This window comes from Variovorax paradoxus, from assembly GCF_024734665.1.
In the GTDB taxonomy this organism is placed as follows: domain Bacteria; phylum Pseudomonadota; class Gammaproteobacteria; order Burkholderiales; family Burkholderiaceae_C; genus Variovorax.
The window spans coordinates 5,555,047-5,577,973 of sequence record NZ_CP102931.1 but is presented as its reverse complement, the minus strand read 5'-3'; the positions used below and the strand labels follow the sequence as shown (position 1 = coordinate 5,577,973).

Sequence of the window (22,927 nt, the reverse complement as noted above, 5' to 3'; positions counted from 1 at the left end):
TGGTCCCTACGGCCTGCAAGGCACGCCGGCGTGAAAGGGTCGAGGCCGCCTTCGGGTTGGACGGAGCGTCACCCGTATTCATGATATTTTTCGTCATTGATTGATTCCTCCCTGATCTGGTCACTTGATTGCCACGGCATCGGCAGGCGCACCCGGCACCGCCACGCGGAACTTCAGGCCGTCGAGCAGCTTGTCCCAAAGCGCGATGGCCTCTTCGTCGTTGAGCGAAGAGGCTTTGGCTGCACCGATGCGGTCCGCTTCGACCTTGGTGCGCATCGCCACGCTCAGATTGCCGGGGCGCGCGACGCTGCCGCCGTTCTTGCCGATGAACATCCACTCGAAGTCCTGCGTACCGTCGGGGCGGCGCACCAGCGACTCTTCGCCGTCCCAGCCGTGGACCTTCTTCTTGCCCTCGCGCAAGGTCGTGAGCTTGGGATATCTGCTGCCCGTCTCGCGCTTCTGGTCGGCGATGAGTTTGAGCAGGCCGTCGCTGTTGCCGGAAAACTTGGCGTTGATGGTCTGGTTGCTCTCGACGCTGAACACGACGTCGGGCAATGCAGCCATGTGGAGGCCGACTTGCGTCAGTACGTTGCCTTTGGAGCCATCCAGTCGGCGGAATCCGAACTCGTGGCATAGCCCTTGTTCGGTAGGTACTTCGTCGGGTTCACGAGCGCGCAGATTCTGGGCGATTTCAATCGTGTCTCGAAGGATGGATTCCGCAGTCGCTCCGTTGTCTGTTCCTCTGCCATTCACAAAGATGTGAGGCCCTACAACGTGATAAATGCGAAAACCTTCCAGTTCGAGTTCCTTGGCCGAATCGCTTTTGTAGGATCGAATCAACCACGTATCTGGCGCCGGCCCTCTGCCGAAGTAGTTGATCTCGGCTGTCTTGTTCCTCGCCAGAATCTTTGCCCGTTCGACTTCCATCACCTTCTCAATGTCCTTGGCTTGGTTGGGCAGGGTCGGGAAGTCTCGGCCGAAGGCCAGGCGCGAGTCCACGGGGACTGTCAGTACATAGCGTCCGAAGCACATCAGCTTGGTGTGCTCGAACAGCCGTTCAATGCGAGGGTTCGTCATCAGGTCGTTTCCTTGGTCATGATCGAGGTGAAGCGCTTCAGTCCTTCTTGTCCCACCACGGTGGATCGAACTCGTTGGCGATGCGCACGATGCCGTAGAGCGTCGAAGCGCTGGCATCGGGGTTCTTGTAGCTGTCCTGATGGTCGTAGCCGCGTTGGACGAACTTGACTTTGGCTTGGACTTTGCTGGCGCTGCGCTCTACTGGCACCGTGCCGTCGGCCGCGGCACCGGGTGGCTGAAGCTTCAAGATGAGTTCAGTGCCGTAGTCGCCGCGTACCTTCAGCAAGCCCTTCTTGTTGTCGCCCGTCTCGCCAGGCACCATCGTCCAGTTCGCCGGGTCGCCCGCCTTCGCCGCATCCCCATCGACAACGCGCCACGACACCTCGTTCCAGGCCAATTGCTTTGGGTCGTTGCCGTAATGGGCGTAGGTGCGCTCGTGGAAAGTGTTCTCGATGGCGTCAGCGAACTTCATGGCATCTTTGATTCGCTCCATAGTCGCTTTCGGCCCGATCTGTTCTTCAGTCTTGCCGCCCTCATCAGGAGGCTTGCCGAGTTGCCCGGCCGGATCAATCCACTTCGGATTGATCAACCGCCACCACTTGTGCGGCCCCTGCGCATAGATCTCATCCACCGCATCGTCGTGGGGCAGTCGCGCAAGGAAGTTGCCGTCCTGATCCTGCACATGCAGCCATTGCGTCCCGTAGGCGGCTGCGGGCAACAGCTCCAGTCCGCCTTGTGAATTGGCCAGCACCGCAGTTACTTTTTCCCCATCGTCGCCCAACAGGCCCTGGATGACGTTCCCGACGAAATCGTAAAGGGGGGCACCCTCGAAGCCCGCGCGCATGCGCTTGTAGGCTGCCGCAGCGCCGGTCGTGGGCATCACTCCGTGCACGATGCCAAGCACCTTGTCCTTGATGTTCCCGTAGTCCGAGTGAATCAGCGCGCGCGCCAGGATGCCGCCCATGCTGTGGGTCACGAGGATCACGCCCGGGCAGTCGAAGCCGTTCTCGTTGTAGGTTTGCACGAGCTTGTCGATCTTCGGCGCGAGTGACTTGGCTTCCTCGCCATTGCTCTTGAGCCAGTTGTAGCCAAAGGCATGCACGGGGTACCAGCAGTTGCCGATCTTCTTGATGTCGGCTTCGGTGAGTGCGGCGCCCTGTCCGCCGAAGCTCGAAGGCGCGGAGCCCACCATTGCCCGCTGGTCTTCGTTGTTCGTCCAGGGGAACGACACCTTCACCTGATCACCCCGGCCCTGCAGCATGTCGTTGAGGCGGCTTTCCATGTGCTTGATGATGTCGCCGTAGGCTTTGAACATCACCTCGCTCCAGCCGCGCGCGCGGGCCTTCTGCGCGGCCGTGAAGCTCCGCCTGTTGGCTGCCAGCGGATGGTTCGGGTCGGCCTTGGGGTCGTCGATCAGCAGTTTGCTGACGTAGCCCAGGTTGTTGGGCACGTTGTCGTGGCGCTTGTCGGAACTGACGGTCGTGTTGCCCGTGGCATCGAAGCGCTCGCCGCCATCGTCGGTGACCTCGTAGCGGTCCACCTCCACCTCGTCCGGGTCCAGACGCATCTGGCGCTGCGCCGGACTGTCTTTGCGCCGACCCAGGACATCGCCGGTGTCATCGGGCCGCCAGGAGACGTTGTCGCTGCGCTTGAGCAATGCCTGCCGCGCCTTGGACAGCCGCAGGTTGCTGCCCATGATGCCGGGCAGGAACACGATGGGTATGAGCTTGCCCGGCGGCACGCGCACGCGAACCTTGCGTTTGTCGGCCACGGGCGTCGTGGCAACGGCCACCTCCGCGAAGCCGCCGATGCCGAGGCTGAAATCCAGCCATGCGTCCTCTTCTTCACCCTGGGCAGCCATTATTTCTTCCTCCCCATCCAGCGCACCCCATAGATCTCGGGAGTATCGGAACGCTGCAATTGCGTGGTGCCGTCGGTGCCGGTGTTTGCGCCGGAGGCGTTCGCGGGCTCTGGCTGAGATTCGTCATTGCGTATGAGCCTGAACACCTGCTTTGCTGCAGCCGTGTTCTTCTCGTCGAGGTGATGAAACAGGACTTCCTGATCGAAAGCTGCCTTCACATCCCGGTTCACCACTTCCGGCGTGCGCCTGGCCGGCCCCATCAGGCTGTGGGTCGCCGCATGCTCGCGCCACAGCCCACTGGTGCCGTGCACGATGCCCTGCGCGTTCCAACGGCTGAAGCTGGAGCCGCCAGTGATCAGCACTTCTTCCTTGGCCGTGATCGTGATGCGCTCAGCCTCGAGCTTGATGTTGAGTCTGCCCAGGAGGTTGATGCTGTTGCGCAGGGCCTGGACGTCGATATCCGCATTGCCGGCAATCAGGCGGATGCCGGCCTTGAAGGCGAACAGGCGCACCGCATCCCTCGCGCTTGCAAGAAAGCTCTTGCCTGCGCTGATGCTGGTGTGCCCGCCGCTGGTGAGCGCGTTGTGCCCCATGCTGGCAATGTGCGTCGAGCCGTGCGCCGTGGCCTGGATGCCCGCCGGGCTGGCCAGCGTCAGGTGCGGTTGCCGGAATTCAGGGAACTGGCCTTGCTCCGGGTCGACTCCGCTTCCCCTGATGGCGTCGTTCTGTTCCTTCAGTTCCCGGGCCACTTCGTCTTGATCGCCCGAGTCGTGCGCCTTGGCCTCCTGCGCCATCTGGCTCAGGCCTTCGTGCAGGTCGCGCCCCTGCGTGAGCCGCGCCACGGTCTCGCGCATGTCGGTGATGTGGGCCTGTGCGTTCGGGCGCGATTCGGTGGTGACGAGCAGGCCGGCCGTGGCGCGAATGGCGCCGTGCCCATCGGTGCGCAGCTCGAAGCCCTGGCCCCGGTCGTCTTCGCGCCCAGCCGTACCCTCGATGCGGCCGATGTGCCCCAGGCTGATGCTGCTGCTCAGGTGGTCGCTCTTGAGCTGGGCCTGCACCTTGCCGCTCGTGTCGTCGAGCGCCAGATGGTTGCCGCGCTCACCGCCGCCGAGTTCGCGGCTGCGGTAGCCGGCCAGATGCTTCTGGTGGGGCAGGGCCCATGCCGGCATCCGGTCGGCGTTGTGCACGCGGCCGATGACGACGGGGTAGTCCGGGTCGCCGTTGAGAAAGTCGACGATTACCTCCTGCCCGATGCGCGGCAGCGCCACCTCGCCGAAGTTCGCGCCTGCCCAGCTTGAGGACACGCGCATCCAGCAACTGGAGTTCTCGTTGTTCTGGCCGATGCGGTCCCAGTGGAACTGCACTTTGATGCGGCCGTACTGGTCGGTCCAGATCTCCTCGCCGGACGGGCCGACCACGACGGCGGTCTGTGGGCCGTGGGTGCGGGGCTTAGTCGTTGTGCGACGGGGCCGCCACGGATTGCTCGTGGGCTGCACGTCGAAGGCGAAACGCTGCACGGAGCCTTCGGAGGCCTTTGCACCTTCTGTGGCCTGAAGATTTTCCTGAAGGTCGTAGCTCACGCCGAGCAGCAGGTATTGCCGGTTCTGATCGGTGCGGGGATGCTCTGCCAGGCGCATGGTGAAACCCGGCGCAAGGTCGCGCCTGTTGGAGCGGCCACTTGCGCGGCTGCGCTCGCTCAGCTGTTCTTCGTTGCGGATGGCCGCATAGGCTTCACCGTCTGCGAGCCGGGTGTAGCCGCCGGGCCACTCGTACAGCTCGTAGCGGTCATGGTCGTGGCCGCCTGGCTTGTGCTGCGACTGGCTCAGGTCTGCCTTGGGATGCAGGTGGTCGTAGTCGTCGTGCAGGAAACGGCCCGAGCGGACTTCTTCTGACGCCGACCATTCGTAGACGCGCTCGCCCGCATCCAGGCCACCGGTCATGCCAGCTTGTTCGTCGACGTGGAAGCGGACTTCTTCGCCGCCGGGCAGCGGTCCGTGCGAACTGGTGATGTCGTCGGCGCAGACCAGCACGTGCTGCCCTTCTTCGTGACGGAAGAAGTAATACAGGCCTTCGTGCTCGCAGAGGCGGGAGATGAAGTCGAAGTCTGTCTCTCCGTACTGCACGCAGTAGTCCCAGCGCCGGTAGTCGCGGCTGAGCTTCTGCTCGAGCGGGTAGTCGTAGCGCTCCAGCACGGCTGTGATGATCTCGGGAACGCTCTGGTCCTGGAAGATCCTGAAGTCACTGCGGCGCGTGGCCAGCCACAGCCATGGGCGCAGCTGCATCCTGTAGAAGCAGTGTCGGTCGTCTTCGCGCGCAAGACCGAATCTGGTGACGATGCCGTCGAGGTATCGCACTCCGCCGCGTTCGGTCTTGATGGCAACGCTGGCGGACTTGCCCAGCATCGCATTCGGATCAATTGCGTTGTCTCTGCCCAGCAGGTCGAGGTCGAAGCTGTAGAGCTGGCTCAGTGCCTCGCGGCCCTCAAGGCGGTGGAATTGAATTGCATCGCCCGCAGGCGTGCGGATGCTTACCCGCCGCTTCATGGCAGCGGGGCGCGCACGTGCGCGCCGTCGAAGTTGGACATTGGGCTCCCTGGATAGTGATCGCCTCTCGTGCCGAGGGCGAAGAACTTGTTTGGGCGGGATTCTGGGAGCCCATGTGCCAACGGCAATGACACCGCATCAGGTGTCTGTGCTTTGCGTGAACTAGTGCGCGATCATTCTTTCGTGCATAGAGAGGTGCTCTAGCCTGCGAACAGCGCCGCTGGCACGCCGGGGCTGTCGATGCGCACCTTGAACAACCCACCCGCCAGCGGCTCGGCCGCCTGCTGTTCTGCAGTGAGCCCGTTGCGTGCAGTCGTGATGTAGAGCGTGCGCAGGTCGGCATCGCCGAAGGCGCAGTCGGTGACGTGGCTCGCAGGCAGCGTGATGCGGCATAGCTCGGCCGCACTCACCGGGTCGTGGCACGTCACGCAGGAGCCGCCCCAGTGCGCGATCCATAACCGGCCGGCCGCGTCGGTGGTCATGCCGTCGGGCAGGCCATCGGGTTTCGGAAAGCGGTGCCATACGCGCCGGTTCGATACGGTGCCGGCTTCCATGTCGAAGTCGTAGGCGTAGAGATTGTTGAGCACCGTGTTGTTGAAGTACATGGTGCGGCCGTCGGCCGACCACGTCGGGCCGTTGGTCACTTCGAAGCCGTCGTCGTGCTTTGTGCAGCGGCCGTCGGCGTTGTAGCGGTAGAGCGCGCCGGTGGGGGCCTTGCAGTCGAAGTCCATGCTGCCGGCCCAGAAGCGGCCACGAGCGTCGCACTTACCGTCGTTGAAGCGGTTGCCCGTGCGCTCGGGTTCGGGCTGGTGCAGGTAGTGCGGCTTGGCGCCGGCGCCAGGCAGCTGTGTCGTGTCGAAAAGCGCGAAGCCGCGACGCAGCGTGAGGATCAGGCCCGGCGCCGTCGCGCGCTCGGAAATCGCGGTGATCTCTTCGTCGAAGGTCCAGGCCCGTCGTGCACCGTCGGCGGGGCGGAACCAGAACAGGCGCGGCGTGAGGATGTCGATCCAGTAGAGCGCCTGTTCGCGCTGCGACCAGAGCGTGCCCTCGCCGAGCTCGGCGCCGGCGGGCCAGATGCATTCGGGCTCGCCTGCGACCGAAGGCGCGGGCAACGGGAGGGAGGGGCTTGTCTCTTTCATTTGTTCTTTCCTTGTGATGTCTTCTTGACGCGGCGGATCGTATCAAGGCATATTGATAACGGAAATTGAAAATACTGGCATCAACTGATATTCATATTGCAATGTCATGTGATGCGTACCTCGGAGACTTTTCTTGAATTCCCCCCAGCTTTCCATTCATCCCAGCCTGAAGGACCGCGCGGTGTTCGTCACCGGTGGCGGCAGCGGCATCGGTGCGGCCATCGTCGCCGCATTCGCGACGCAGGGCGCGCGTGTGGCCTTCGTCGATATTGCCGAGGGCGCCAGCGCGGCGCTCGCGCAGCAGATCAAGGAGGCCGGCCACGCGGCGCCATGGTGGCGCGCCTGCGACGTGCGCGATATCGCCTCGCTGCAGAAAGCCATTGCCGACGCGGCTGCCGAACTCGGCGACTTCGCGGTGCTGGTCAACAACGTGGCAAGCGACGACCGCCACACGCTCGAATCGGTCACGCCCGACTACTACGACAACCGCATGGCCATCAACGAGCGGCCCGCGCTGTTCGCGATCCAGTCGGTGGTGCCGGGCATGAAGCGGTTGGGCTTCGGCTCGGTGGTCAACCTGGGCTCGACGGGCTGGCAGACCAAGGGCTCGGGCTACCCCTGCTATGCAATCGCCAAGTCGTCGGTGAACGGCCTCACGCGCGGGCTCGCGGTGGACCTGGGGCGTGACCGTATTCGCATCAACACCGTGTCGCCCGGCTGGGTGATGACCGAGCGGCAGGTGAAGCTGTGGCTCGATGAAGAGGGCGAGAAGGCCTTGCAGCGCAACCAGTGCCTGCCCGACAAGCTGATGCCGGAAGACATCGCGCGCATGGTGCTGTTCCTCGCGTCTGACGACGCGAAGATGTGCACCGCTCAAGAGTTCACCGTCGACGCAGGCTGGACGTAATCAGGCACTCCCCCAGGCTTCGCGCACTTCGTGTCGCTTCGCCAACCCCCTCGCCGGGGGCAATGCCAGCGGCCCGGCAAAGCCGGTTCCGCGGCATTCCGCGAATGAATCCGGTCAATCGATTTCGAGTTTGCGTCCGTAGACGCTCATGCTGGCTGTCTTCAGCGCCTTCATCATCACCTTCGCCGCCGGCGATAGCAGCCGGTCGGTGCGCGTGATGATGCCGAAGGCGTCCATGTGGCAGGGCATGTCCAGCGGCAGCAGCGACACGATGCCGTGCGCCGCGTAGTAGCGTGCCACGTCGGTTGCGAGCACGGCCACCATGTCGCTCTGCTGCAGCATGCGCGTGATGAAGAGCAGGGCAGGGCTCTCGATGGTGTTGGTCGGCGGCGCCAGGCCTTCTTCCTGGAACATCAGCTCGAAGCGGTGGCGCAGCACGCTGCCCGCGGGCGGCACGATCCAGCCGGCGCTCACCACGTCGCGCAGCGTGAGCCCGCTCACGCCCAGCAGCGGATGGCCCGGCCGCACCAGGGCGCACACCGGCTCTTCGCTTAGCGCCTCGTAGCGCAGCTGCGACTTGTCGTGCTCGGCGAAGAGGCGCGCCACCAGGATGTCGAGCTTGCCCTGCTCGAGCCGCTCGATCAGCACCGGGCTGGTCTCGATCTCCAGCGACACGCGCAGATCGGGCTGTTCGCGCTTCACCATCGCCACGGCGGGCGGCATCAGCGTGAGGCCCGGAGCGGTGATGGCGCCCACGCTCACCTGGCCGAAGCGGCCGGCCTTGAGCGCGGTGAGTTCGTCGTGCGCCTGGTTCAGGCTCGCGAGCGCGACGCGGGCGTGGCGGATCATGGTCTCGCCGTACCAGGTCGGGCGCATGCCGCGCGGCAGGCGGTCGAACAGCGGCACCTCCAGCACGTCTTCCAGGTCTTTCAGCAGCTTGGAGGCGGCGGGCTGCGTCATGTTGAGCACCTGCGCCGCGCGGTGGATGTTGCCTTCCTCGGCCAGGGCCACGAGCAGCAGCAGTTGCCGGGTCTTGAGCCGGGCGCGGATGAACCAGTGGTTGTAGTTGGTCATGTCTCTTGAAACGAAGGACTGATCGGGTTTTCCAGAATCCGATGATCGATATCCATTTTGCTTAAAAAACGATTGGATTGATATCAAATCTATTCATAGACTCGCAGCACTCCAAAAACAACAGAGACAAGGTCCGCGCCCCGGTGATTCACGGCGAGCTCCATCAGAACGTGCGGCAGTACATCAATGGCCGCTGGGAAACCAGCGCGACCACGGGTGTGAGCGCCAATCCCTCGGACACCAGCGAAGTGGTGGCCGAGTACGCACGTGCCGACCGCCGCCAGGCCGAAGCCGCCATCCGCGCGGCCACCGAGGCCTTTCCCCACTGGAGCCACAGCACGCCGCAGCGGCGCGCCGACGTGCTCGACCGCATCGGCGCCGAACTGCTCGCACGCAAGGACGACCTGGGCCTGCTGCTGGCGCGCGAGGAGGGCAAGACCCTGCCCGAAGCCATTGCAGAGGTGGCGCGCGCGGGCCAGATCTTCAAATTCTTCGCGGGCGAAGCCCTGCGCGGCGGCGGCGGCGAGAACGTGGCCTCGGTGCGCGCGGGCGTGCAGGTCGACGTCACGCGCGAACCGGTCGGCGTGGTGGGGCTCATCACGCCGTGGAACTCGCCCTTTGTCATCCCGGCGTGGAAGATCGCGCCCGCGCTGGCCCATGGCAACAGCGTGGTGTTCAAGCCCGCCGAACTGGTGCCGGCCTGCGGCTGGGCGCTGACCGAGATCATCAGCCGCGCCGCCTTGCCGGCCGGTGCCTTCAATCTCGTGATGGGCAGCGGCCGCGAAGTGGGGCAGGCGCTGGTCGACAGCGCGCTGGTCGATGCGCTGAGCTTCACGGGCTCCATGGCCAATGGCGAGCGCATCCTGCAGGCCGCTGCCGCAAGGCGCGCCAAGGTGCAGCTGGAGACGGGCGGCAAGAACGCGCTGGTGGTGCTGGCCGATGCCGACCTCGATCGCGCCGTCGATTGCGCGGTGCAGGGCGCGTACTTTTCCGCGGGCCAGCGCTGCACCGCGTCGAGCCGGCTCATCGTAGAGGCCGCGGTGCACGACGCCTTTGTCGCAAAGCTGCGCCAGCGGCTCAAGACACTGAAGATCGGCCACGCACTGGAGCGCGGCGTCGACATCGGCCCGGTGGTTGACGAAGAACGCCTGGCGCAGAACCTCGCCTGGGTCGACGTGGCGCGCGAAGAAGGCGCCGAGCACGTGTGGGGCGGCGAAGCGCTGGAGCGCGCCACCGTCGGCCACTACATGAGCCCCGCGCTGTTCCTGGCCAAGCCCTCGCACCGCATCGCACGCGAGGAGATCTTCGGCCCGCTGGCCTGCGTGCTGCGCGCCGACGACTACGACGAAGCGCTCGCGCTGTGCAACGACACGCCCTTCGGCCTGTGCGCGGGCATCTGCACCAATTCGCTGAAGCACGCGATGCATTTCAGACGCCATGCCGTGGTCGGCATGACGATGGTCAATCTGCCGACCGCGGGGGTGGACTTCCACGTGCCCTTCGGCGGCCGCAAGGGGTCGGGCTACGGGCCGCGCGAACAAGGGCGCCACGCCGCGGAGTTCTACACGACGGTGAAGACCGGCTACATGCTGGCCTGAGCCGCGACGAAAAAACGGTTCTCAACAAGCAAGTCAACAGAAGGAGACATCCCATGACCATGAATCGCCGCACCCTCAACACCGCGCTCGCCGCTGCTGCCCTCAGTGGCATGCTGCCCATCTCTGCGCTCGCGCAGAAAAAACTGGTGCTCGGCTTTGCGCAGGTGGGGGCCGAGAGCGAATGGCGCACCGCCAACACCGAGTCGATCAAGTCGTCGGCCAAGGAGGCCGGCATCGATCTCAAGTTCTCCGATGCGCAGCAGAAGCAGGAAAACCAGATCAAGGCCATCCGCTCGTACATCGCACAGAAGGTGGACGTGATCGCGTTCTCGCCGGTGGTGGAGTCGGGCTGGGAAACCGTGCTGCGCGAGGCCAAGGCCGCCAAGATCCCGGTGGTGCTGACCGACCGCTCCGTCAACACCAAGGACGACTCGCTCTACGTGACCTTCATGGGCTCCGACTTCACCGAGGAAGGCCGCAAGGCGGGCCGCTGGCTGGTCGAGAAGATGAAGGACCAGAAGGGCGATGTGAACATCGTCGAGCTGCAGGGCACCGTGGGCTCGGCTCCGGCCATCGATCGCAAGAAGGGCTTCGAGGAAATCATCAAGGCCGACCCGAAGTTCAAGATCATCCGCTCGCAGACCGGCGACTTCACGCGCGCCAAGGGCAAGGAAGTGATGGAAGCCTTCCTGAAGGCCGAGGGCAAGAAGATCAATGTGCTGTTCGCGCACAACGACGACATGGCCATCGGCGCGATCCAGGCCATAGAGGAAGCCGGCCTGAAGCCGGCGAAGGACATCACCATCATCTCCATCGACGGGGTGAAGGGCGCCTTCGAAGCAATGATCGCCGGCAAGCTCAACGTGTCGGTCGAATGCAGCCCGCTGCTCGGGCCGCAGCTGATGCAGGCCGTGAAAGACATCAAGGACGGCAAGACGCTGCCCAAGCGCATCGTGACGGTCGAGGGCATCTTCCCGATGGAAGTTGCCGCGAAAGAGTTTCCCAATCGCAAGTACTGAGAGCCCACACCCATGAAACGCAAATTCCTCAAAGCCTCTCTCGCGGGCATCGCGTTCGCCATCGTCGGCTTCACGCCACTGGCCAACGCGCAGGACAAGGGCCTGATCGCGATCTCGATGCCCACCAAGTCGTCGGCCCGCTGGATTGCCGACGGCGCCAACATGGTCAAGTACTTCAAGGACAAGGGCTACAAGACTGACCTGCAGTACGCCGACGACGACATTCCCAACCAGCTCGCGCAGATCGAGAACATGGTGACCAAGGGCTCCAAGGTGCTGGTGATTGCGGCCATCGACGGCACCACGCTGTCCGATGTGCTGCAGAAGGCGGCTGACAAGGGCGTGAAGGTCATCGCGTACGACCGGCTCATCAAGGGCTCGAAGAACGTCGACTACTACGCCACCTTCGACAACTTCCAGGTCGGCGTGCTGCAGGCGCAGTCGATCGAGGCCGCGCTGGGGCTCAAGAGCGGCAAGGGTCCGTTCAACATCGAGCTGTTCGGCGGCTCGCCCGACGACAACAACGCCTTCTTCTTCTACAACGGCGCGCTCTCGGTGCTCAAGCCCTACATCGACAGCGGCAAGCTGGTGGTGCGCAGCAAGCAGATGGGCATGGACAAGGTCGGCACGCTGCGCTGGGACGGTGCAGTGGCACAGGCGCGCATGGACAACCTGCTGTCGGCCTACTACACCAAGGACCGTGTCGACGCGGTGCTGTCGCCGTACGACGGCCTGTCCATCGGCATCCTGTCGTCGCTCAAGGGCGTGGGCTACGGCTCGGGCTCGCAGCCGATGCCTATCGTGTCGGGTCAGGACGCCGAGGTGCCTTCGGTCAAGTCGATCCTGCGCAAGGAGCAGACCTCCACCGTGTTCAAGGACACGCGCGAGCTGGCCAAGGTCACGGTCGCCATGGTCGACGCCATGCTCTCGGGCAAGACGCCCGAGGTGAACGACACCAAGACCTACAACAACGGGATCAAGGTCGTGCCCTCGTACCTGCTGAAGCCAGTGAGCGTGGATGCGTCGAACTGGAAGACGGTGCTGGTCGACAGCGGCTACTACAAGGAAAGCCAGATCAAGTGAGCATCGAAAGCAGCATCGCCGATGCTGGTGCAATCCTCGAGATGCGTGGCATCACCAAGACGTTTCCCGGCGTGAAGGCGCTGAGCAACGTCAACCTCAGCGTGCGCGCCGGGGAGATCCACGCGGTGGTGGGTGAGAACGGTGCGGGCAAGTCGACGCTCATGAAGGTGCTCAGCGGCGTCTACCCGTGCGACTCGTACACCGGCGAGATCCATTTCGAGGGCGAGCTGCGCCGCTTCCGGGGCATTGCCGACAGCGAGAAGCTCGGCATCATCATCATCCACCAGGAGCTGGCGCTGGTGCCGCTGCTGTCCATTGCCGAGAACATCTTCCTGGGCAACGAGATTGCCAGCGGCGGCGTGATCGACTGGTTTGCCGCGTACGCGAAGACGCGCGAGCTGCTTTCCAAGGTGGGCCTGAAGGAGCCGCCGACCACGCTGGTAACCGACCTGGGCGTGGGCAAGCAGCAGCTGGTGGAAATCGCCAAGGCGCTGGCCAAGGAGGTGAAGCTGCTGATACTCGACGAGCCCACCGCCAGCCTGAACGAGAACGACAGCGATGCGCTGCTGATGCTGCTGCTCGAGCTCAAGCGCCAGGGCATCGCGTCGATCCTCATCTCGCACAAGCTCAACGAGATTGCCAAGGTGGCCGATTCGATCACCGTGCTGCGCGATGGCGCCACGGTCGAGACGATGAACTGCGCAAGGCAGGCGATCAGCGAAGACCGCATCATCCGCGGCATGGTGGGGCGCGACATGGCACACCGCTACCCGCAGCGCGACCCGAAGATCGGCGAGACCGTGTTCGAGGTGCGCGACTGGCGCGTGCACCATGCGCTGCATGCCGACCGCGAGCAGATCAAGGGCGTGAGCCTGAACGTGCGCAAGGGCGAGATCGTCGGCATTGCGGGCCTCATGGGCGCGGGACGCACCGAGCTGGCCATGAGCGTGTTCGGCAAGTCCTACGGGCAGCGCATCAGCGGCTCGGTGTTCATGCACGGCAAGCAGGTGGACGTGAGCACGGTGCGCAAGGCCATCGACCACGGCATCGCCTACGTCACCGAAGACCGCAAGGGCCTGGGGCTGGTGCTGGAGGAAGACATCCGCAAGAACATCAGCCTGGCGAATCTCGATGCGATTTCCGAATCTTCGGTGATCGACAACGGGCGCGAGTTCAAGGTGGCCAACGAGTACCGCAAGGCGCTCAACATCCGCTGCTCGGGCGTCGAGCAGCTGGTGGTCAACCTGTCTGGCGGCAACCAGCAGAAGGTGGTGCTGAGCAAGTGGCTCTTCACCAAGCCCGAACTGCTGATTCTCGACGAGCCCACGCGCGGCATCGACGTGGGCGCCAAGTACGAGATCTACACCATCATCGACCAGCTCGCGAGCGAGGGCAAAGGCATTCTCATGATTTCTTCGGAACTGCCGGAGCTGCTCGGCATGTGCGACCGCATCTATGTGATGAACGAGGGGCGCTTCGTCGCCGAGTTTCCGGCGGCCGAGGCCTCGCAGGAACGCATCATGCACGCCATCGTGAGTGCGGGGAGCTCTGTTCATGTCGCAGCCTGAAGTGAACGCGGTGAAGGCCGCCATTCCCGCTTCCGAAGCGCCGAAGCTGCATGTCGGATTTCTGAAGAACAACCTGCGCGAATACGGCATGCTGATCTCGCTGGTCGCGATCATGGTGCTGTTCCAGGTGCTGACCGACGGCACGCTGCTGCGGCCGCTGAACCTCACCAACCTGCTGCTGCAGAACAGCTACGTGGTCATCATGGCGCTGGGCATGCTGCTGGTGATCGTGGCGGGACACATCGACCTGTCGGTGGGCTCGGTGTGCGGCTTCATCGGGGCGCTGGCTGCGGTGCTGATGGTGGAGTACGAGTGGCACTTCGTGCCCACGGCCATCGTGAGCATTCTTGCGGGCGCGGTCATCGGCGCGGCGCAGGGCTGGTTCGTGGCGTTCCGCAAGATCCCTTCGTTCATCGTCACGCTCGCGGGCATGCTGGTGTTCAAGGGGCTCACGCTGGCGCTGCTGGCGGGGCAGTCGGTGGGGCCGTTCCCGGTGGAGTTCCAGCGGCTCAGCTCGGGCTTCATTCCCGATCCGCTGGGTGGCGATGCATTGCGCACCACCTCGCTGATCGTGGGTGCGCTGGCCGCCGCGGCGCTGGTGTTCTTCAAGCTGCGCGGGCGCGCCAAGCTGGCGGCGCACGGCATGGAGCAGGAGCCGTATGCATTCTTCCTCGTGAAGAACCTGTTCTTCGCGGCCATCATCCTGTTCTTCAGCTACCTGCTCTCGACCTACAAGGGTCTGCCCAACGTGCTGATCGTGATGGCGGTGCTGATCGTGGTGTACGACTTCGTCACCAACCGCACGACTATCGGCCGGCGCATCTATGCGCTGGGCGGCAACGAGAAGGCGGCGCGACTGTCGGGCGTGAAGACGCAGCGGCTCGCATTTCTCACTTTCGTGAACATGGGCGCGCTGGCGGCGCTGGCGGGCCTCGTGTTCGCGGCGCGTCTCAACACGGCCACGCCCAAGGCGGGCCTGGGCTTCGAGCTCGACGTGATCGCGGCCTGCTTCATCGGCGGCGCATCGGCCTCGGGTGGCGTGGGCCGGGTGATGGGCGCGGTGATCGGCGCCTTCATCATGGGTGTGATGAACAACGGCATGTCGATCCTGGGCATCGGCATCGACTACCAGCAAGTCATCAAGGGGCTGGTGCTGCTGGCGGCGGTGTTCATCGACGTCTACAACAAGAACAAGTGACGGCTGTACATGGCTGACGACGACACTCCCTCGCCCGTGCTGGAGCTCAAGGGCATCCACAAGCAGTTCGGCGGCATTCCGGTGCTGCGCGACGTGCAGTTGCGGTTGTACCCGGGCGAGATCCACGCACTGATGGGGCAGAACGGCGCGGGCAAGTCGACGCTGATCAAGGTGCTGACGGGCGTGCTGCCGTCCAGCGGTGGCGAGATATTCCTCGACGGCCAGCCGATTCACCCGCACTCGCCGCTGGAGGCCCAGAAGCTGGGTATCAGCACGGTCTACCAGGAGGTGAACCTGTGCCCGAACCTGTCGGTGGCGGAGAACGTGTTCGCGGGGCGCTATCCGCGCTGCGGCGTGGCGCAGGGCTTTCGCATCGACTGGGCTTGCGTGAACCGGCGCGCCGAAGAACTGCTGGCGCGCATCGGGCTCGACATCGACGTGACGCGGCTTTTGTCGAGCTACTCGGTGGCAGTGCAGCAGATGGTGGCGATTGCGCGGGCGCTGGGCGTGTCGTCGAAGGTGCTGATCCTCGACGAGCCGACGTCGAGCCTTGACGACGACGAGGTTGAGAAGTTGTTCGAGGTGCTGCGCAGGCTGCGCGGCGAGGGACTGGCGATCGTTTTCGTGACGCACTTCCTCAACCAGATGTATGCGGTGTCGGACCGCATCACGGTGCTGCGCAACGGCAGCTGGATCGGCGAATGGCGCGTGGCCGACTTGGGGCCGCAGGCGTTGATTGCCGCGATGCTCGGGCGCGAGTTGGCGGCGCAATCGGCGCGGCCTGCTGCGCTGCCTGCGTTCGACGAGGCCGCGTCGGCCTTGCTGCAGGCCGAAGGGCTGGGCCAGGCTGGGCAACTGCAGGCAACTGACTTGCGCGTGCGCGCGGGCGAGGTCGTCGGCATCGCGGGCCTGCTGGGCGCGGGACGTACGGAACTCGCTCGGCTGCTGTTCGGGCTGGAGTCGCCCGACCGTGGCGTGCTCAAGGTTGATGGCCGCGCTGTCAGTTTTTCGAATCCGGCCGATGCAATCCGTGAAGGCCTTGCGCTGTGCCCCGAGGAACGCAAGACCGATGGCATCGTTGCCGAACTTTCGGTACGCGAGAACATTGCGCTTGCCTTGCAGGCACGCTTGGGCACGCGGCGATTCCTGTCGCATGCTGAGCAGACCGAGATGGCAGAGCGCTTCGTCAAGTCGCTGGGCATCAAGACCGCGAGTGTTGAAACCCCCATCGGCCTGCTCTCCGGCGGCAACCAGCAGAAGGCAATGATCGCGCGCTGGCTCGCGACCGAGCCGCGTTTACTGATCCTCGACGAGCCCACGCGCGGCATCGACGTGGCGGCCAAGCAGGAAATCATGGAAGAAATTTTGCGGCTCGCGAAGGCGGGCATGGCGGTGATCTTCATCTCGTCGGAGATGAGCGAGGTGGTGCGCGTGGCGCATCGCATTGTGGTGCTGAGGGACCGGAAGAAGGTGGGGGAGCTGCCGGGTGGCTCTTCCGAGGACGAGGTGTACGAAATGATTGCGGCCACATGAAGCACCTCCTGTTTTTCTCCCTCCCCTTCCGGGGGAGGGCGGCAGGGGTGGGGGCAGGCGGCCTTCACCATCGCGCGGCATTCGAGGCCGCATGCCCCCATCCCAGCCTTCCCCCGGAAGGGGAAGGAGCAAGGCAGACGATATGAACCGCCTTTCATCTCTCATGAGTCATCGGCTTGCCTGGCCGATCGTTACGCTGCTGCTCCTGCTCGCAGTCAACACCGCCTTCAACTCCAGCTTCCTGCACCTCGAATGGCGCGAAGGCCATCTCTACGGCAGCCTGATCGACATCCTCAACCGCGCGGCACCGCTGGTGCTGGTGTCGCTGGGCATGACGCTGGTGATCGCCACGCGCGGCATCGACATTTCGGTAGGCGCGGTGGTGGCCATTGCGGCGGCGCTCGCGGCCTGGATGATTGGCGGCTCGGTAGCCAATGACGTGAGCCGGTTCCCGATGTCGCTTGCCATCATCGCGGCCATCGGCATTGCGTTGCTGTGCGGGCTGTGGAACGGGCTGCTGGTGGCCAAGGTCGGCATGCAGCCGATCATTGCGACGCTGATCCTGATGGTGGCGGGACGCGGCATTGCACAGCTGATTGCCGATGGGCAGATCATCACGATCTACTACAAGCCCTTCTTCTTCCTCGGCAGTGGTTATCTGCTGGGGCTGCCGTTTTCGCTGTTCATAGTGGCGGCGGTGTTCGTGCTGCTGTATCTGGCGATCACGCGCACGGCGCTGGGGTTGTTCATTCAGGCTGTGGGCATCAACCCGACGGCAGCGCGTGTGGCGGGTGTGCAGGCGCGGCGGCTGATTGTTGGTGCGTATGCCTTCTGTGGTGCTTGCGCGGGCGTGGCGGGGCTCCTGATCAGCTCCAACGTGAAGAGTGCGGATGGCAACAACGCAGGGCAACTGATCGAGCTCGATGCGATCCTGGCGGTGACGCTGGGCGGCACTGCGCTGACCGGTGGGCGCTTCAGCCTGGTGGGCAGCGTGATAGGGGCGCTGATCATCCAGACGCTGACCTATGCGATCTATTCGCTGGGGGTGCCGCCGGAGATCAATCTTGTCGTGAAGGCGGGTGTGGTGTTTGCGGTGATGCTGTTGCAGTCGCCTGAATTCAGGGCGGAAGTGCGGTCGCTGGTGCAGCGGCCGGCGCATGAAGGAGCGCATTCATGAGTGCGGTGATCGACGCGGCACCCTCACCCCAGCCCTCTCCCGCGCGCGAGAGAGGGAGTAAGAAGGGGCTCAATCCCAAGTACCTGCCATTGGCGGCGACCATCTCGCTGTTTGTGCTTGTGGCCACGCTGGGGTCTGTCTTCTACGACGGCTTCTTCTCTGCGCAGGTGTTCCTCAACCTGCTGATCGACAACGCCTTCCTGATCGTCGTGGCCGTGGGCATGACCTTCGTGATTCTCTCGGGTGGCATCGACCTGTCGGTGGGCTCGGTGATCGCGCTGACCACCATGGTGTCGGCCTCGCTGGTCGAGAAGCACGGCTGGAGCCCGGGCATCGTGATTCCGCTGGTGCTGGTGATGGGCACGGCCTTCGGCGCGTTCATGGGGTTGCTCATCGAGCGCTTCCGGCTACAGCCCTTCATCGTCACGCTGGCCGGTATGTTCCTGGCGCGCGGGCTGTGCTACCTCATCAGCATCGACTCGATCAGCATCACCAACGAGTTTTACTCGGAGGTCTCGCAGATCCGCATTCCCATCTGGGGAGAGGCCTCGGTGTCGATCAGCGCGGTGATCGCCATCGTGGTGCTACTGGCGGCGATTTTCATTGCGCACTGCACGCCCTTCGGCCGCGCGGTGTACGCCATTGGTGGCAGCGAGCATTCGGCGATGTTGATGGGCCTGCCGGTGCGCCGCACGCTCATTGGCGTGTACACGCTCTCGGGTTTCTGCTCGGCGCTGGCGGGCGTGATCTTCACCTTCTACATGCTCTCGGGCTACGGCCTGCACGCGATAGGGCTCGAGCTCGACGCCATCGCTGCGGTGGTGATCGGCGGCACGCTGCTCACAGGCGGCGTGGGCTACGTGGCGGGCACGCTGTTCGGCGTGCTGATGCTCGGGATCATCCAGACGCTCATTTCATTCGACGGCACGCTGAGCTCATGGTGGACGCGCATCGTGGTTGGTGCACTGCTGTTCGTCTTCTGTTTGCTGCAACGCTTCTTTACCTCGCGCTCTCCACGGCGCTGATTCAACCCATGACAAAGAAACTTCGTTCGACCGAATGGTTCGGCTCGGCCGACAAGAACGGCTTCATGTACCGAAGCTGGATGAAGAACCAGGGCATTCCGGACCACGAGTTCGATGGCCGGCCGATCATCGGCATCTGCAACACCTGGTCGGAGCTCACGCCGTGCAACGCGCACTTCCGCAAGATCGCCGAGCACGTGAAGCGCGGCATCTCGGAGGCGGGCGGTTTCCCGGTCGAATTCCCGGTGTTCTCCAACGGCGAATCGAACCTGCGGCCAACCGCGATGCTCACGCGCAACCTCGCGAGCATGGACGTGGAAGAGGCCATCCGCGGCAACCCGGTCGATGCGGTGGTGCTGCTCACGGGCTGCGACAAGACCACGCCCGCGCTGCTGATGGGCGCGGCGAGCTGCGACATCCCGGCCATCGTGGTCACGGGCGGGCCGATGCTCAACGGCAAGCTCGACGGCAAGAACATCGGCTCGGGCACGGCCGTGTGGCAGCTGCACGAATCGCTGAAGGCGGGCGAGATCAACCTGCACCAGTTCCTCTCGGCCGAAGGCGGCATGTCGCGCTCGGCAGGCACCTGCAACACCATGGGCACGGCCTCGACCATGGCCTGCATGGCCGAGGCGCTGGGCACTTCGCTGCCGCACAACGCTGCCATTCCGGCAGTCGATGCGCGGCGCTATGTGCTCGCGCAGATGTCGGGCATGCGCGCGGTGCAGATGGCGAAAGAAGGGCTCACGCTGTCGAAGATCCTCACGCGCGAGGCTTTCGAGAACGCCATTCGCGTGAACGCGGCCATCGGCGGATCGACCAATGCGGTGATTCACCTGAAGGCAATTGCGGGGCGCATCGGCGTCGATCTGGAGCTGGAAGACTGGACGCGCATCGGCAGCAACACGCCGACCATCGTCGACCTGATGCCTTCGGGGCGCTTCCTGATGGAGGAGTTCTACTACGCCGGCGGGTTGCCGGCTGTGCTGCGCCGGCTCGGCGAGAACGGGCTGCTGCCGCACCCCGATGCGCTGACCGTCAACGGCCATTCGATCTGGGACAACGTGCGCGATGCACCCAGCCTCGACGACGAAGTGATCCGCCCGCTGAGCAACCCGCTGATCGCCGATGGCGGCATCCGCATCCTGCGCGGCAACCTGTCGCCGCGCGGTGCGGTGCTCAAGCCCTCGGCCGCGTCGCCGGAGCTGCTGAAGCACCGCGGCAAGGCGGTGGTGTTCGAGAACCTGGAGCACTACAAGGCGCGCATCGTCGATGAAAACCTCGACGTCGATGCCAGCTCGGTGATGGTGCTGAAGAACTGCGGCCCCAAGGGCTACCCCGGCATGGCCGAGGTGGGCAACATGGGACTGCCGCCGAAGCTGCTGCGCCAGGGCGTGAAGGACATGGTGCGCATCTCGGATGCGCGCATGAGCGGCACGGCATATGGCACCGTGGTGCTGCACGTCGCGCCCGAGGCGGCAGATGGCGGGCCGCTCGCGGCGGTGCGCGACGGCGACTGGATCGAGCTCGACTGCGATGCGGGGCGTTTGCATCTCGACATCAGCGACGAAGAGCTGGCGTCGCGCCTGGCGTCGCTGACCGCCTCCGACGCACAGCCGATGAGCACGCGCGGCGGCGGCTACCAGAAGCTCTACGTCAACCACGTGCTGCAGGCCGACGAAGGCTGCGATTTCGATTTTCTGGTCGGCTGCAGAGGCTCGGCCGTTCCCCGCCATTCACACTGATTCACCATGACACCCAGATACCGCGGCATCTTCCCGGTGGTGCCCACCACCTTCACCGAACAGGGCGCGCTCGACATCGAGAGCCAGAAGCGTTGCGTCGATTTCATGATCGATGCGGGCTCGGACGGCCTGTGCATCCTGGCGAACTTCTCGGAGCAGTTCGTGCTGTCCGACGAAGAGCGCGAGGTTCTGACGCGCACGATCCTCGAACACGTGAAAGGTCGCGTGCCGGTGATCGTGACCACCACGCACTACAGCACCAAGGTGTGTGCCGAACGCAGCCGCCGCGCGCAGGACATGGGCGCCGCGATGCTGATGGTGATGCCGCCGTACCACGGTGCGACTTTCCGCGTGCCCGAGCCGCAGATCTTCGAGTTCTATGCGCGGCTGTCGGACGCTGTGGGCATTCCGATCATGATCCAGGACGCGCCGGCCAGCGGCACGGTGCTGTCGGCGCCGTTCCTTGCGCGCATGGCCAAGGAGATCGAGCACGTCGCGTATTTCAAGATCGAAACCGCTGGCGCGGCCGCGAAGCTGCGCGAGCTGATTCGCCTGGGCGGCGATGCCATCGAAGGCCCGTGGGACGGCGAAGAAGCCATCACGCTGATGCCCGACCTCGACGCCGGTGCGACCGGGTCGATGACAGGCGGCGGCTACCCGGACGGCATCCGGCCGATCATCGAGGCGCACCGATCAGGCGACCGCGACAAGGCCTTCGCGCTGTACCAGCAATGGCTGCCGCTGATCAACTACGAAAACCGGCAGGCGGGCCTGCTGGCTTGCAAATCGCTGATGAAGGAGGGCGGGGTGATCGCCTGCGAAGCGCCGCGTCACCCGTTGCCGGCGATGCACCCCGACACGCGTGCCGGCCTGATCGAAACCGCGAAGCGGCTCGATCCGATGGTGCTGCGCTGGGGGAAGTAGGGACGGGAAAGAGGCCGCTCAGGCCTCGGGGGTGCCGTTCTTTTCGAGTTCGCTGACCTGCAGCGACAGATCGAACAGCTTGGACTTGCTGGCGTAGTAGCGGTCGAGCCGCCATTCCTTCAGGATGTCCATTGCAAGCTGGAAGCTCTTGTAGTCGAGGTTGTAAAGCGTGACCAGTTCGAAGCTGCGTTCGGACTCTAGAGCCAACACGAGTTGGGCCAGGATCTTGGCCGATTCGTTGGCCGGGTCCGTTTCGATGAATCGGCGAGCGACCTTGATGGCATTCATGGGAAAGGATTCCTCGGTAGGCAGGGACCGAGAACTATAGCTAGCGTGCAACTGCCTTTTGTGACAGTAATGTGACAGTAGGGGCATCGCCAGCCCACCGAGTGGGCCTGGCGACACCTCGGGGGCAAAGCTCAATCAGCGCAGGGGCGCGGGCATCGGGCGAGGCATCGGGCGAGGCATGGGCATCGGCTCCGGTGCCATGGCCGGCGCGGGCATCACGATGGTGGTGACCGACTCGCGGATCACACCACCGCCCATCACGCTGCCGTCGACATTGGCTTGGGTGTTGCCGCTGCTACCGAGCACGCGGGCCTCGCAGGCGGCCCGATCGTCCGGCTGCTGCTGCAGGCCGCAGCGCGCGAGCGCATTGGCGCGGTAGTCAGGTGCGCTGGTCAGGCCACCCTGGGCGGCTGCCTGGCGTGCGGCACCGGCTTCGCGGATGCAGGCGGCGCGGTCTTGCTGGTTGTGGCCGCAGACGGCCAGTTCCTGCTGGTAGATGCCGGGAGCTTCACCGCGGCGCGGCGATGCGGCCGAGACAGCGGTGGAAGCCGCCAGAGCGCCAACGGCGAGCACGGCGAAGAGCATTGAACGAGTGTTGCGAGTAGTGCTTTTCATGGATGACTCCTTGAAGCGAGCTGAAAAACCAGGGAAATGTTCGGCCTCCCATAGGAGGACAGGAGGCCGGGTTCAGTCAACGTGCCGGCAGGGTCTGCGGTGGCAGGGGCGTCACGGTTTCGCGGATCACGCCGCCGCCCATCACGCTGCCTTCGGTGGTGGTGCGTGCTCCGCCCTTGATGCGGGCTTCGCAGTCAGGCTGTTCGACGGCGGGCAATTCGCTGCAGCGGGCGAGGGCGTTGACCTGCTCGCGGGCGGGGCTGGGGCTGGTGAGACCGCTGCGTCCGGCTTCCTGACGGGCGGCGCCGGCTTCGCGCAGGCATGCGGCGCGGTCCTGCTGCACGCCGTCGCAGGTGGCGCGTTCCTTTTGCATGCGGGCGTCGGAGCCCGGTGCCTGTGCGCTGGCCGTCTGTGCGCCGAAAACGATGAAACCACTGGCGGCGAAGAGGGCCGTGGCAGAGAGGATCGAACGAACTGTTGTTGTCATGCGGGCTCCTGGTGAAGCCACGCCCTCCGGGAGATGCGTGACTGGAGCCACAGTCTGGTGTCGGTC

The 22,927-nt window shown here is 64.5% G+C and carries 19 protein-coding genes; 11 read left to right on the top strand and 8 right to left on the bottom strand.

Going from position 1 to position 22,927, the window contains the following annotated elements; all coding sequences use genetic code 11:
- Positions 1 to 120: 120 nt before the first annotated feature.
- The 4 genes from NWF24_RS26340 to NWF24_RS26325 form a co-directional block, all read right to left on the bottom strand.
- On the bottom strand, positions 121 to 1,077 hold the full coding sequence (locus NWF24_RS26340; protein WP_258351117.1) for a T6SS immunity protein Tli4 family protein: 957 nt from the start codon (positions 1,075 to 1,077) through the stop codon (positions 121 to 123).
- A 37-nt stretch (positions 1,078 to 1,114) separates the two neighbouring features.
- Positions 1,115 to 2,938: an esterase/lipase family protein gene (locus tag NWF24_RS26335; protein ID WP_258351116.1), complete on the bottom strand. Its 1,824-nt coding sequence runs from the start codon at positions 2,936 to 2,938 to the stop codon at positions 1,115 to 1,117.
- The gene (locus tag NWF24_RS26330) at positions 2,938 to 5,481 is read right to left on the bottom strand and encodes a type VI secretion system Vgr family protein (RefSeq protein ID WP_258351115.1); all 2,544 of its coding nucleotides are present in this window, start codon (positions 5,479 to 5,481) and stop codon (positions 2,938 to 2,940) included. The genes NWF24_RS26335 and NWF24_RS26330 overlap by 1 nt, the downstream gene beginning before the upstream one ends.
- A gap of 200 nt (positions 5,482 to 5,681) precedes the next feature.
- Entirely contained in the window at positions 5,682 to 6,620 is a 939-nt protein-coding gene (locus NWF24_RS26325) for an SMP-30/gluconolactonase/LRE family protein (RefSeq protein WP_258351114.1), read from the bottom strand.
- 133 nt (positions 6,621 to 6,753) lie between these two features.
- Here NWF24_RS26325 and NWF24_RS26320 point away from each other — a divergent pair, with 133 nt between their 5' ends.
- Positions 6,754 to 7,527 carry an SDR family NAD(P)-dependent oxidoreductase gene (locus tag NWF24_RS26320; RefSeq protein WP_258351113.1) on the top strand — a complete coding sequence of 258 codons (774 nt, stop codon included), beginning with the start codon at positions 6,754 to 6,756 and terminating at the stop codon, positions 7,525 to 7,527.
- A 114-nt stretch (positions 7,528 to 7,641) separates the two neighbouring features.
- Here NWF24_RS26320 and NWF24_RS26315 read toward each other — a convergent pair whose 3' ends face one another.
- The gene (locus tag NWF24_RS26315) at positions 7,642 to 8,601 is read right to left on the bottom strand and encodes a LysR family transcriptional regulator (protein ID WP_258351111.1); all 960 of its coding nucleotides are present in this window, start codon (positions 8,599 to 8,601) and stop codon (positions 7,642 to 7,644) included.
- Between the two features lie 143 nt (positions 8,602 to 8,744).
- Between NWF24_RS26315 and NWF24_RS26310 the strand changes: the two genes are divergently transcribed.
- The 10 genes from NWF24_RS26310 (at position 8,745) to NWF24_RS26265 (ending at position 21,471) form a co-directional block, all read left to right on the top strand.
- The gene (locus tag NWF24_RS26310) at positions 8,745 to 10,199 is read left to right on the top strand and encodes an aldehyde dehydrogenase family protein (protein WP_258351110.1); all 1,455 of its coding nucleotides are present in this window, start codon (positions 8,745 to 8,747) and stop codon (positions 10,197 to 10,199) included.
- Positions 10,200 to 10,252: 53 nt separating this feature from the next.
- Complete coding sequence (locus NWF24_RS26305; RefSeq protein ID WP_258351109.1) at positions 10,253 to 11,218, top strand: ABC transporter substrate-binding protein; 966 nt, start codon at positions 10,253 to 10,255, stop codon at positions 11,216 to 11,218.
- A gap of 12 nt (positions 11,219 to 11,230) precedes the next feature.
- Positions 11,231 to 12,301, top strand: a complete 1,071-nt coding sequence (chvE, locus tag NWF24_RS26300; RefSeq protein WP_093048199.1) for a multiple monosaccharide ABC transporter substrate-binding protein — start codon at positions 11,231 to 11,233, stop codon at positions 12,299 to 12,301.
- Positions 12,302 to 12,342: 41 nt separating this feature from the next.
- Positions 12,343 to 13,869, top strand: coding sequence for a multiple monosaccharide ABC transporter ATP-binding protein (mmsA, locus tag NWF24_RS26295; RefSeq protein ID WP_258355355.1), 1,527 nt, complete (start codon positions 12,343 to 12,345; stop codon positions 13,867 to 13,869).
- Positions 13,856 to 15,067, top strand: a complete 1,212-nt coding sequence (mmsB, locus tag NWF24_RS26290) for a multiple monosaccharide ABC transporter permease (protein ID WP_258351108.1) — start codon at positions 13,856 to 13,858, stop codon at positions 15,065 to 15,067. The genes mmsA and mmsB overlap by 14 nt, the downstream gene beginning before the upstream one ends.
- 9 nt (positions 15,068 to 15,076) lie before the next feature.
- Positions 15,077 to 16,600, top strand: a complete 1,524-nt coding sequence (locus NWF24_RS26285; protein ID WP_258351107.1) for a sugar ABC transporter ATP-binding protein — start codon at positions 15,077 to 15,079, stop codon at positions 16,598 to 16,600.
- A 142-nt stretch (positions 16,601 to 16,742) separates the two neighbouring features.
- Complete coding sequence (locus NWF24_RS26280) at positions 16,743 to 17,777, top strand: ABC transporter permease (RefSeq protein WP_258351106.1); 1,035 nt, start codon at positions 16,743 to 16,745, stop codon at positions 17,775 to 17,777.
- On the top strand, positions 17,774 to 18,802 hold the full coding sequence (gene yjfF, locus NWF24_RS26275; RefSeq protein WP_258351105.1) for a galactofuranose ABC transporter, permease protein YjfF: 1,029 nt from the start codon (positions 17,774 to 17,776) through the stop codon (positions 18,800 to 18,802). Before NWF24_RS26280 ends, yjfF begins: the two co-directional genes overlap by 4 nt.
- Positions 18,803 to 18,810: 8 nt before the next feature.
- Positions 18,811 to 20,547, top strand: coding sequence for an IlvD/Edd family dehydratase (locus tag NWF24_RS26270; RefSeq protein WP_258351104.1), 1,737 nt, complete (start codon positions 18,811 to 18,813; stop codon positions 20,545 to 20,547).
- Positions 20,548 to 20,553: 6 nt separating this feature from the next.
- Entirely contained in the window at positions 20,554 to 21,471 is a 918-nt protein-coding gene (locus NWF24_RS26265) for a dihydrodipicolinate synthase family protein (RefSeq protein WP_258351103.1), read from the top strand.
- 18 nt (positions 21,472 to 21,489) lie between these two features.
- Here the strand turns inward: NWF24_RS26265 and NWF24_RS26260 are convergent, their stop codons facing one another.
- The 3 genes from NWF24_RS26260 to NWF24_RS26250 all read right to left on the bottom strand — a co-directional run bounded on the left by NWF24_RS26260 (position 21,490) and on the right by NWF24_RS26250 (position 22,861).
- On the bottom strand, positions 21,490 to 21,759 hold the full coding sequence (locus NWF24_RS26260; protein WP_258351102.1) for a hypothetical protein: 270 nt from the start codon (positions 21,757 to 21,759) through the stop codon (positions 21,490 to 21,492).
- 135 nt (positions 21,760 to 21,894) lie between these two features.
- Positions 21,895 to 22,374 carry a hypothetical protein gene (locus NWF24_RS26255; protein ID WP_258351101.1) on the bottom strand — a complete coding sequence of 160 codons (480 nt, stop codon included), beginning with the start codon at positions 22,372 to 22,374 and terminating at the stop codon, positions 21,895 to 21,897.
- Between the two features lie 76 nt (positions 22,375 to 22,450).
- Positions 22,451 to 22,861, bottom strand: coding sequence for a hypothetical protein (locus NWF24_RS26250; RefSeq protein WP_093048219.1), 411 nt, complete (start codon positions 22,859 to 22,861; stop codon positions 22,451 to 22,453).
- Between the last annotated feature and the right edge of the window lie 66 nt (positions 22,862 to 22,927).

Excerpts from the sequence above, each read along its gene's own strand:
- NWF24_RS26340 (WP_258351117.1), bottom strand. The coding sequence starts at position 1,077 with ATGACGAACCCTCGCATTGAACGGCTGTTCGAGCACACCAAGCTGATG.
- NWF24_RS26335 (WP_258351116.1), bottom strand. The coding sequence starts at position 2,938 with ATGGCTGCCCAGGGTGAAGAAGAGGACGCATGGCTGGATTTCAGCCTC.
- NWF24_RS26330 (WP_258351115.1), bottom strand. The coding sequence starts at position 5,481 with ATGAAGCGGCGGGTAAGCATCCGCACGCCTGCGGGCGATGCAATTCAA.
- NWF24_RS26325 (WP_258351114.1), bottom strand. The coding sequence starts at position 6,620 with ATGAAAGAGACAAGCCCCTCCCTCCCGTTGCCCGCGCCTTCGGTCGCA.
- NWF24_RS26315 (WP_258351111.1), bottom strand. The coding sequence starts at position 8,601 with ATGACCAACTACAACCACTGGTTCATCCGCGCCCGGCTCAAGACCCGG.
- NWF24_RS26305 (WP_258351109.1), top strand. The coding sequence starts at position 10,253 with ATGACCATGAATCGCCGCACCCTCAACACCGCGCTCGCCGCTGCTGCC.
- chvE (WP_093048199.1), top strand. The coding sequence starts at position 11,231 with ATGAAACGCAAATTCCTCAAAGCCTCTCTCGCGGGCATCGCGTTCGCC.
- mmsA (WP_258355355.1), top strand. The coding sequence starts at position 12,343 with ATGCGTGGCATCACCAAGACGTTTCCCGGCGTGAAGGCGCTGAGCAAC.
- mmsB (WP_258351108.1), top strand. The coding sequence starts at position 13,856 with ATGTCGCAGCCTGAAGTGAACGCGGTGAAGGCCGCCATTCCCGCTTCC.
- NWF24_RS26285 (WP_258351107.1), top strand. The coding sequence starts at position 15,077 with ATGGCTGACGACGACACTCCCTCGCCCGTGCTGGAGCTCAAGGGCATC.
- NWF24_RS26280 (WP_258351106.1), top strand. The coding sequence starts at position 16,743 with ATGAACCGCCTTTCATCTCTCATGAGTCATCGGCTTGCCTGGCCGATC.
- yjfF (WP_258351105.1), top strand. The coding sequence starts at position 17,774 with ATGAGTGCGGTGATCGACGCGGCACCCTCACCCCAGCCCTCTCCCGCG.
- NWF24_RS26270 (WP_258351104.1), top strand. The coding sequence starts at position 18,811 with ATGACAAAGAAACTTCGTTCGACCGAATGGTTCGGCTCGGCCGACAAG.
- NWF24_RS26265 (WP_258351103.1), top strand. The coding sequence starts at position 20,554 with ATGACACCCAGATACCGCGGCATCTTCCCGGTGGTGCCCACCACCTTC.
- NWF24_RS26260 (WP_258351102.1), bottom strand. The coding sequence starts at position 21,759 with ATGAATGCCATCAAGGTCGCTCGCCGATTCATCGAAACGGACCCGGCC.
- NWF24_RS26255 (WP_258351101.1), bottom strand. The coding sequence starts at position 22,374 with ATGAAAAGCACTACTCGCAACACTCGTTCAATGCTCTTCGCCGTGCTC.
- NWF24_RS26250 (WP_093048219.1), bottom strand. The coding sequence starts at position 22,861 with ATGACAACAACAGTTCGTTCGATCCTCTCTGCCACGGCCCTCTTCGCC.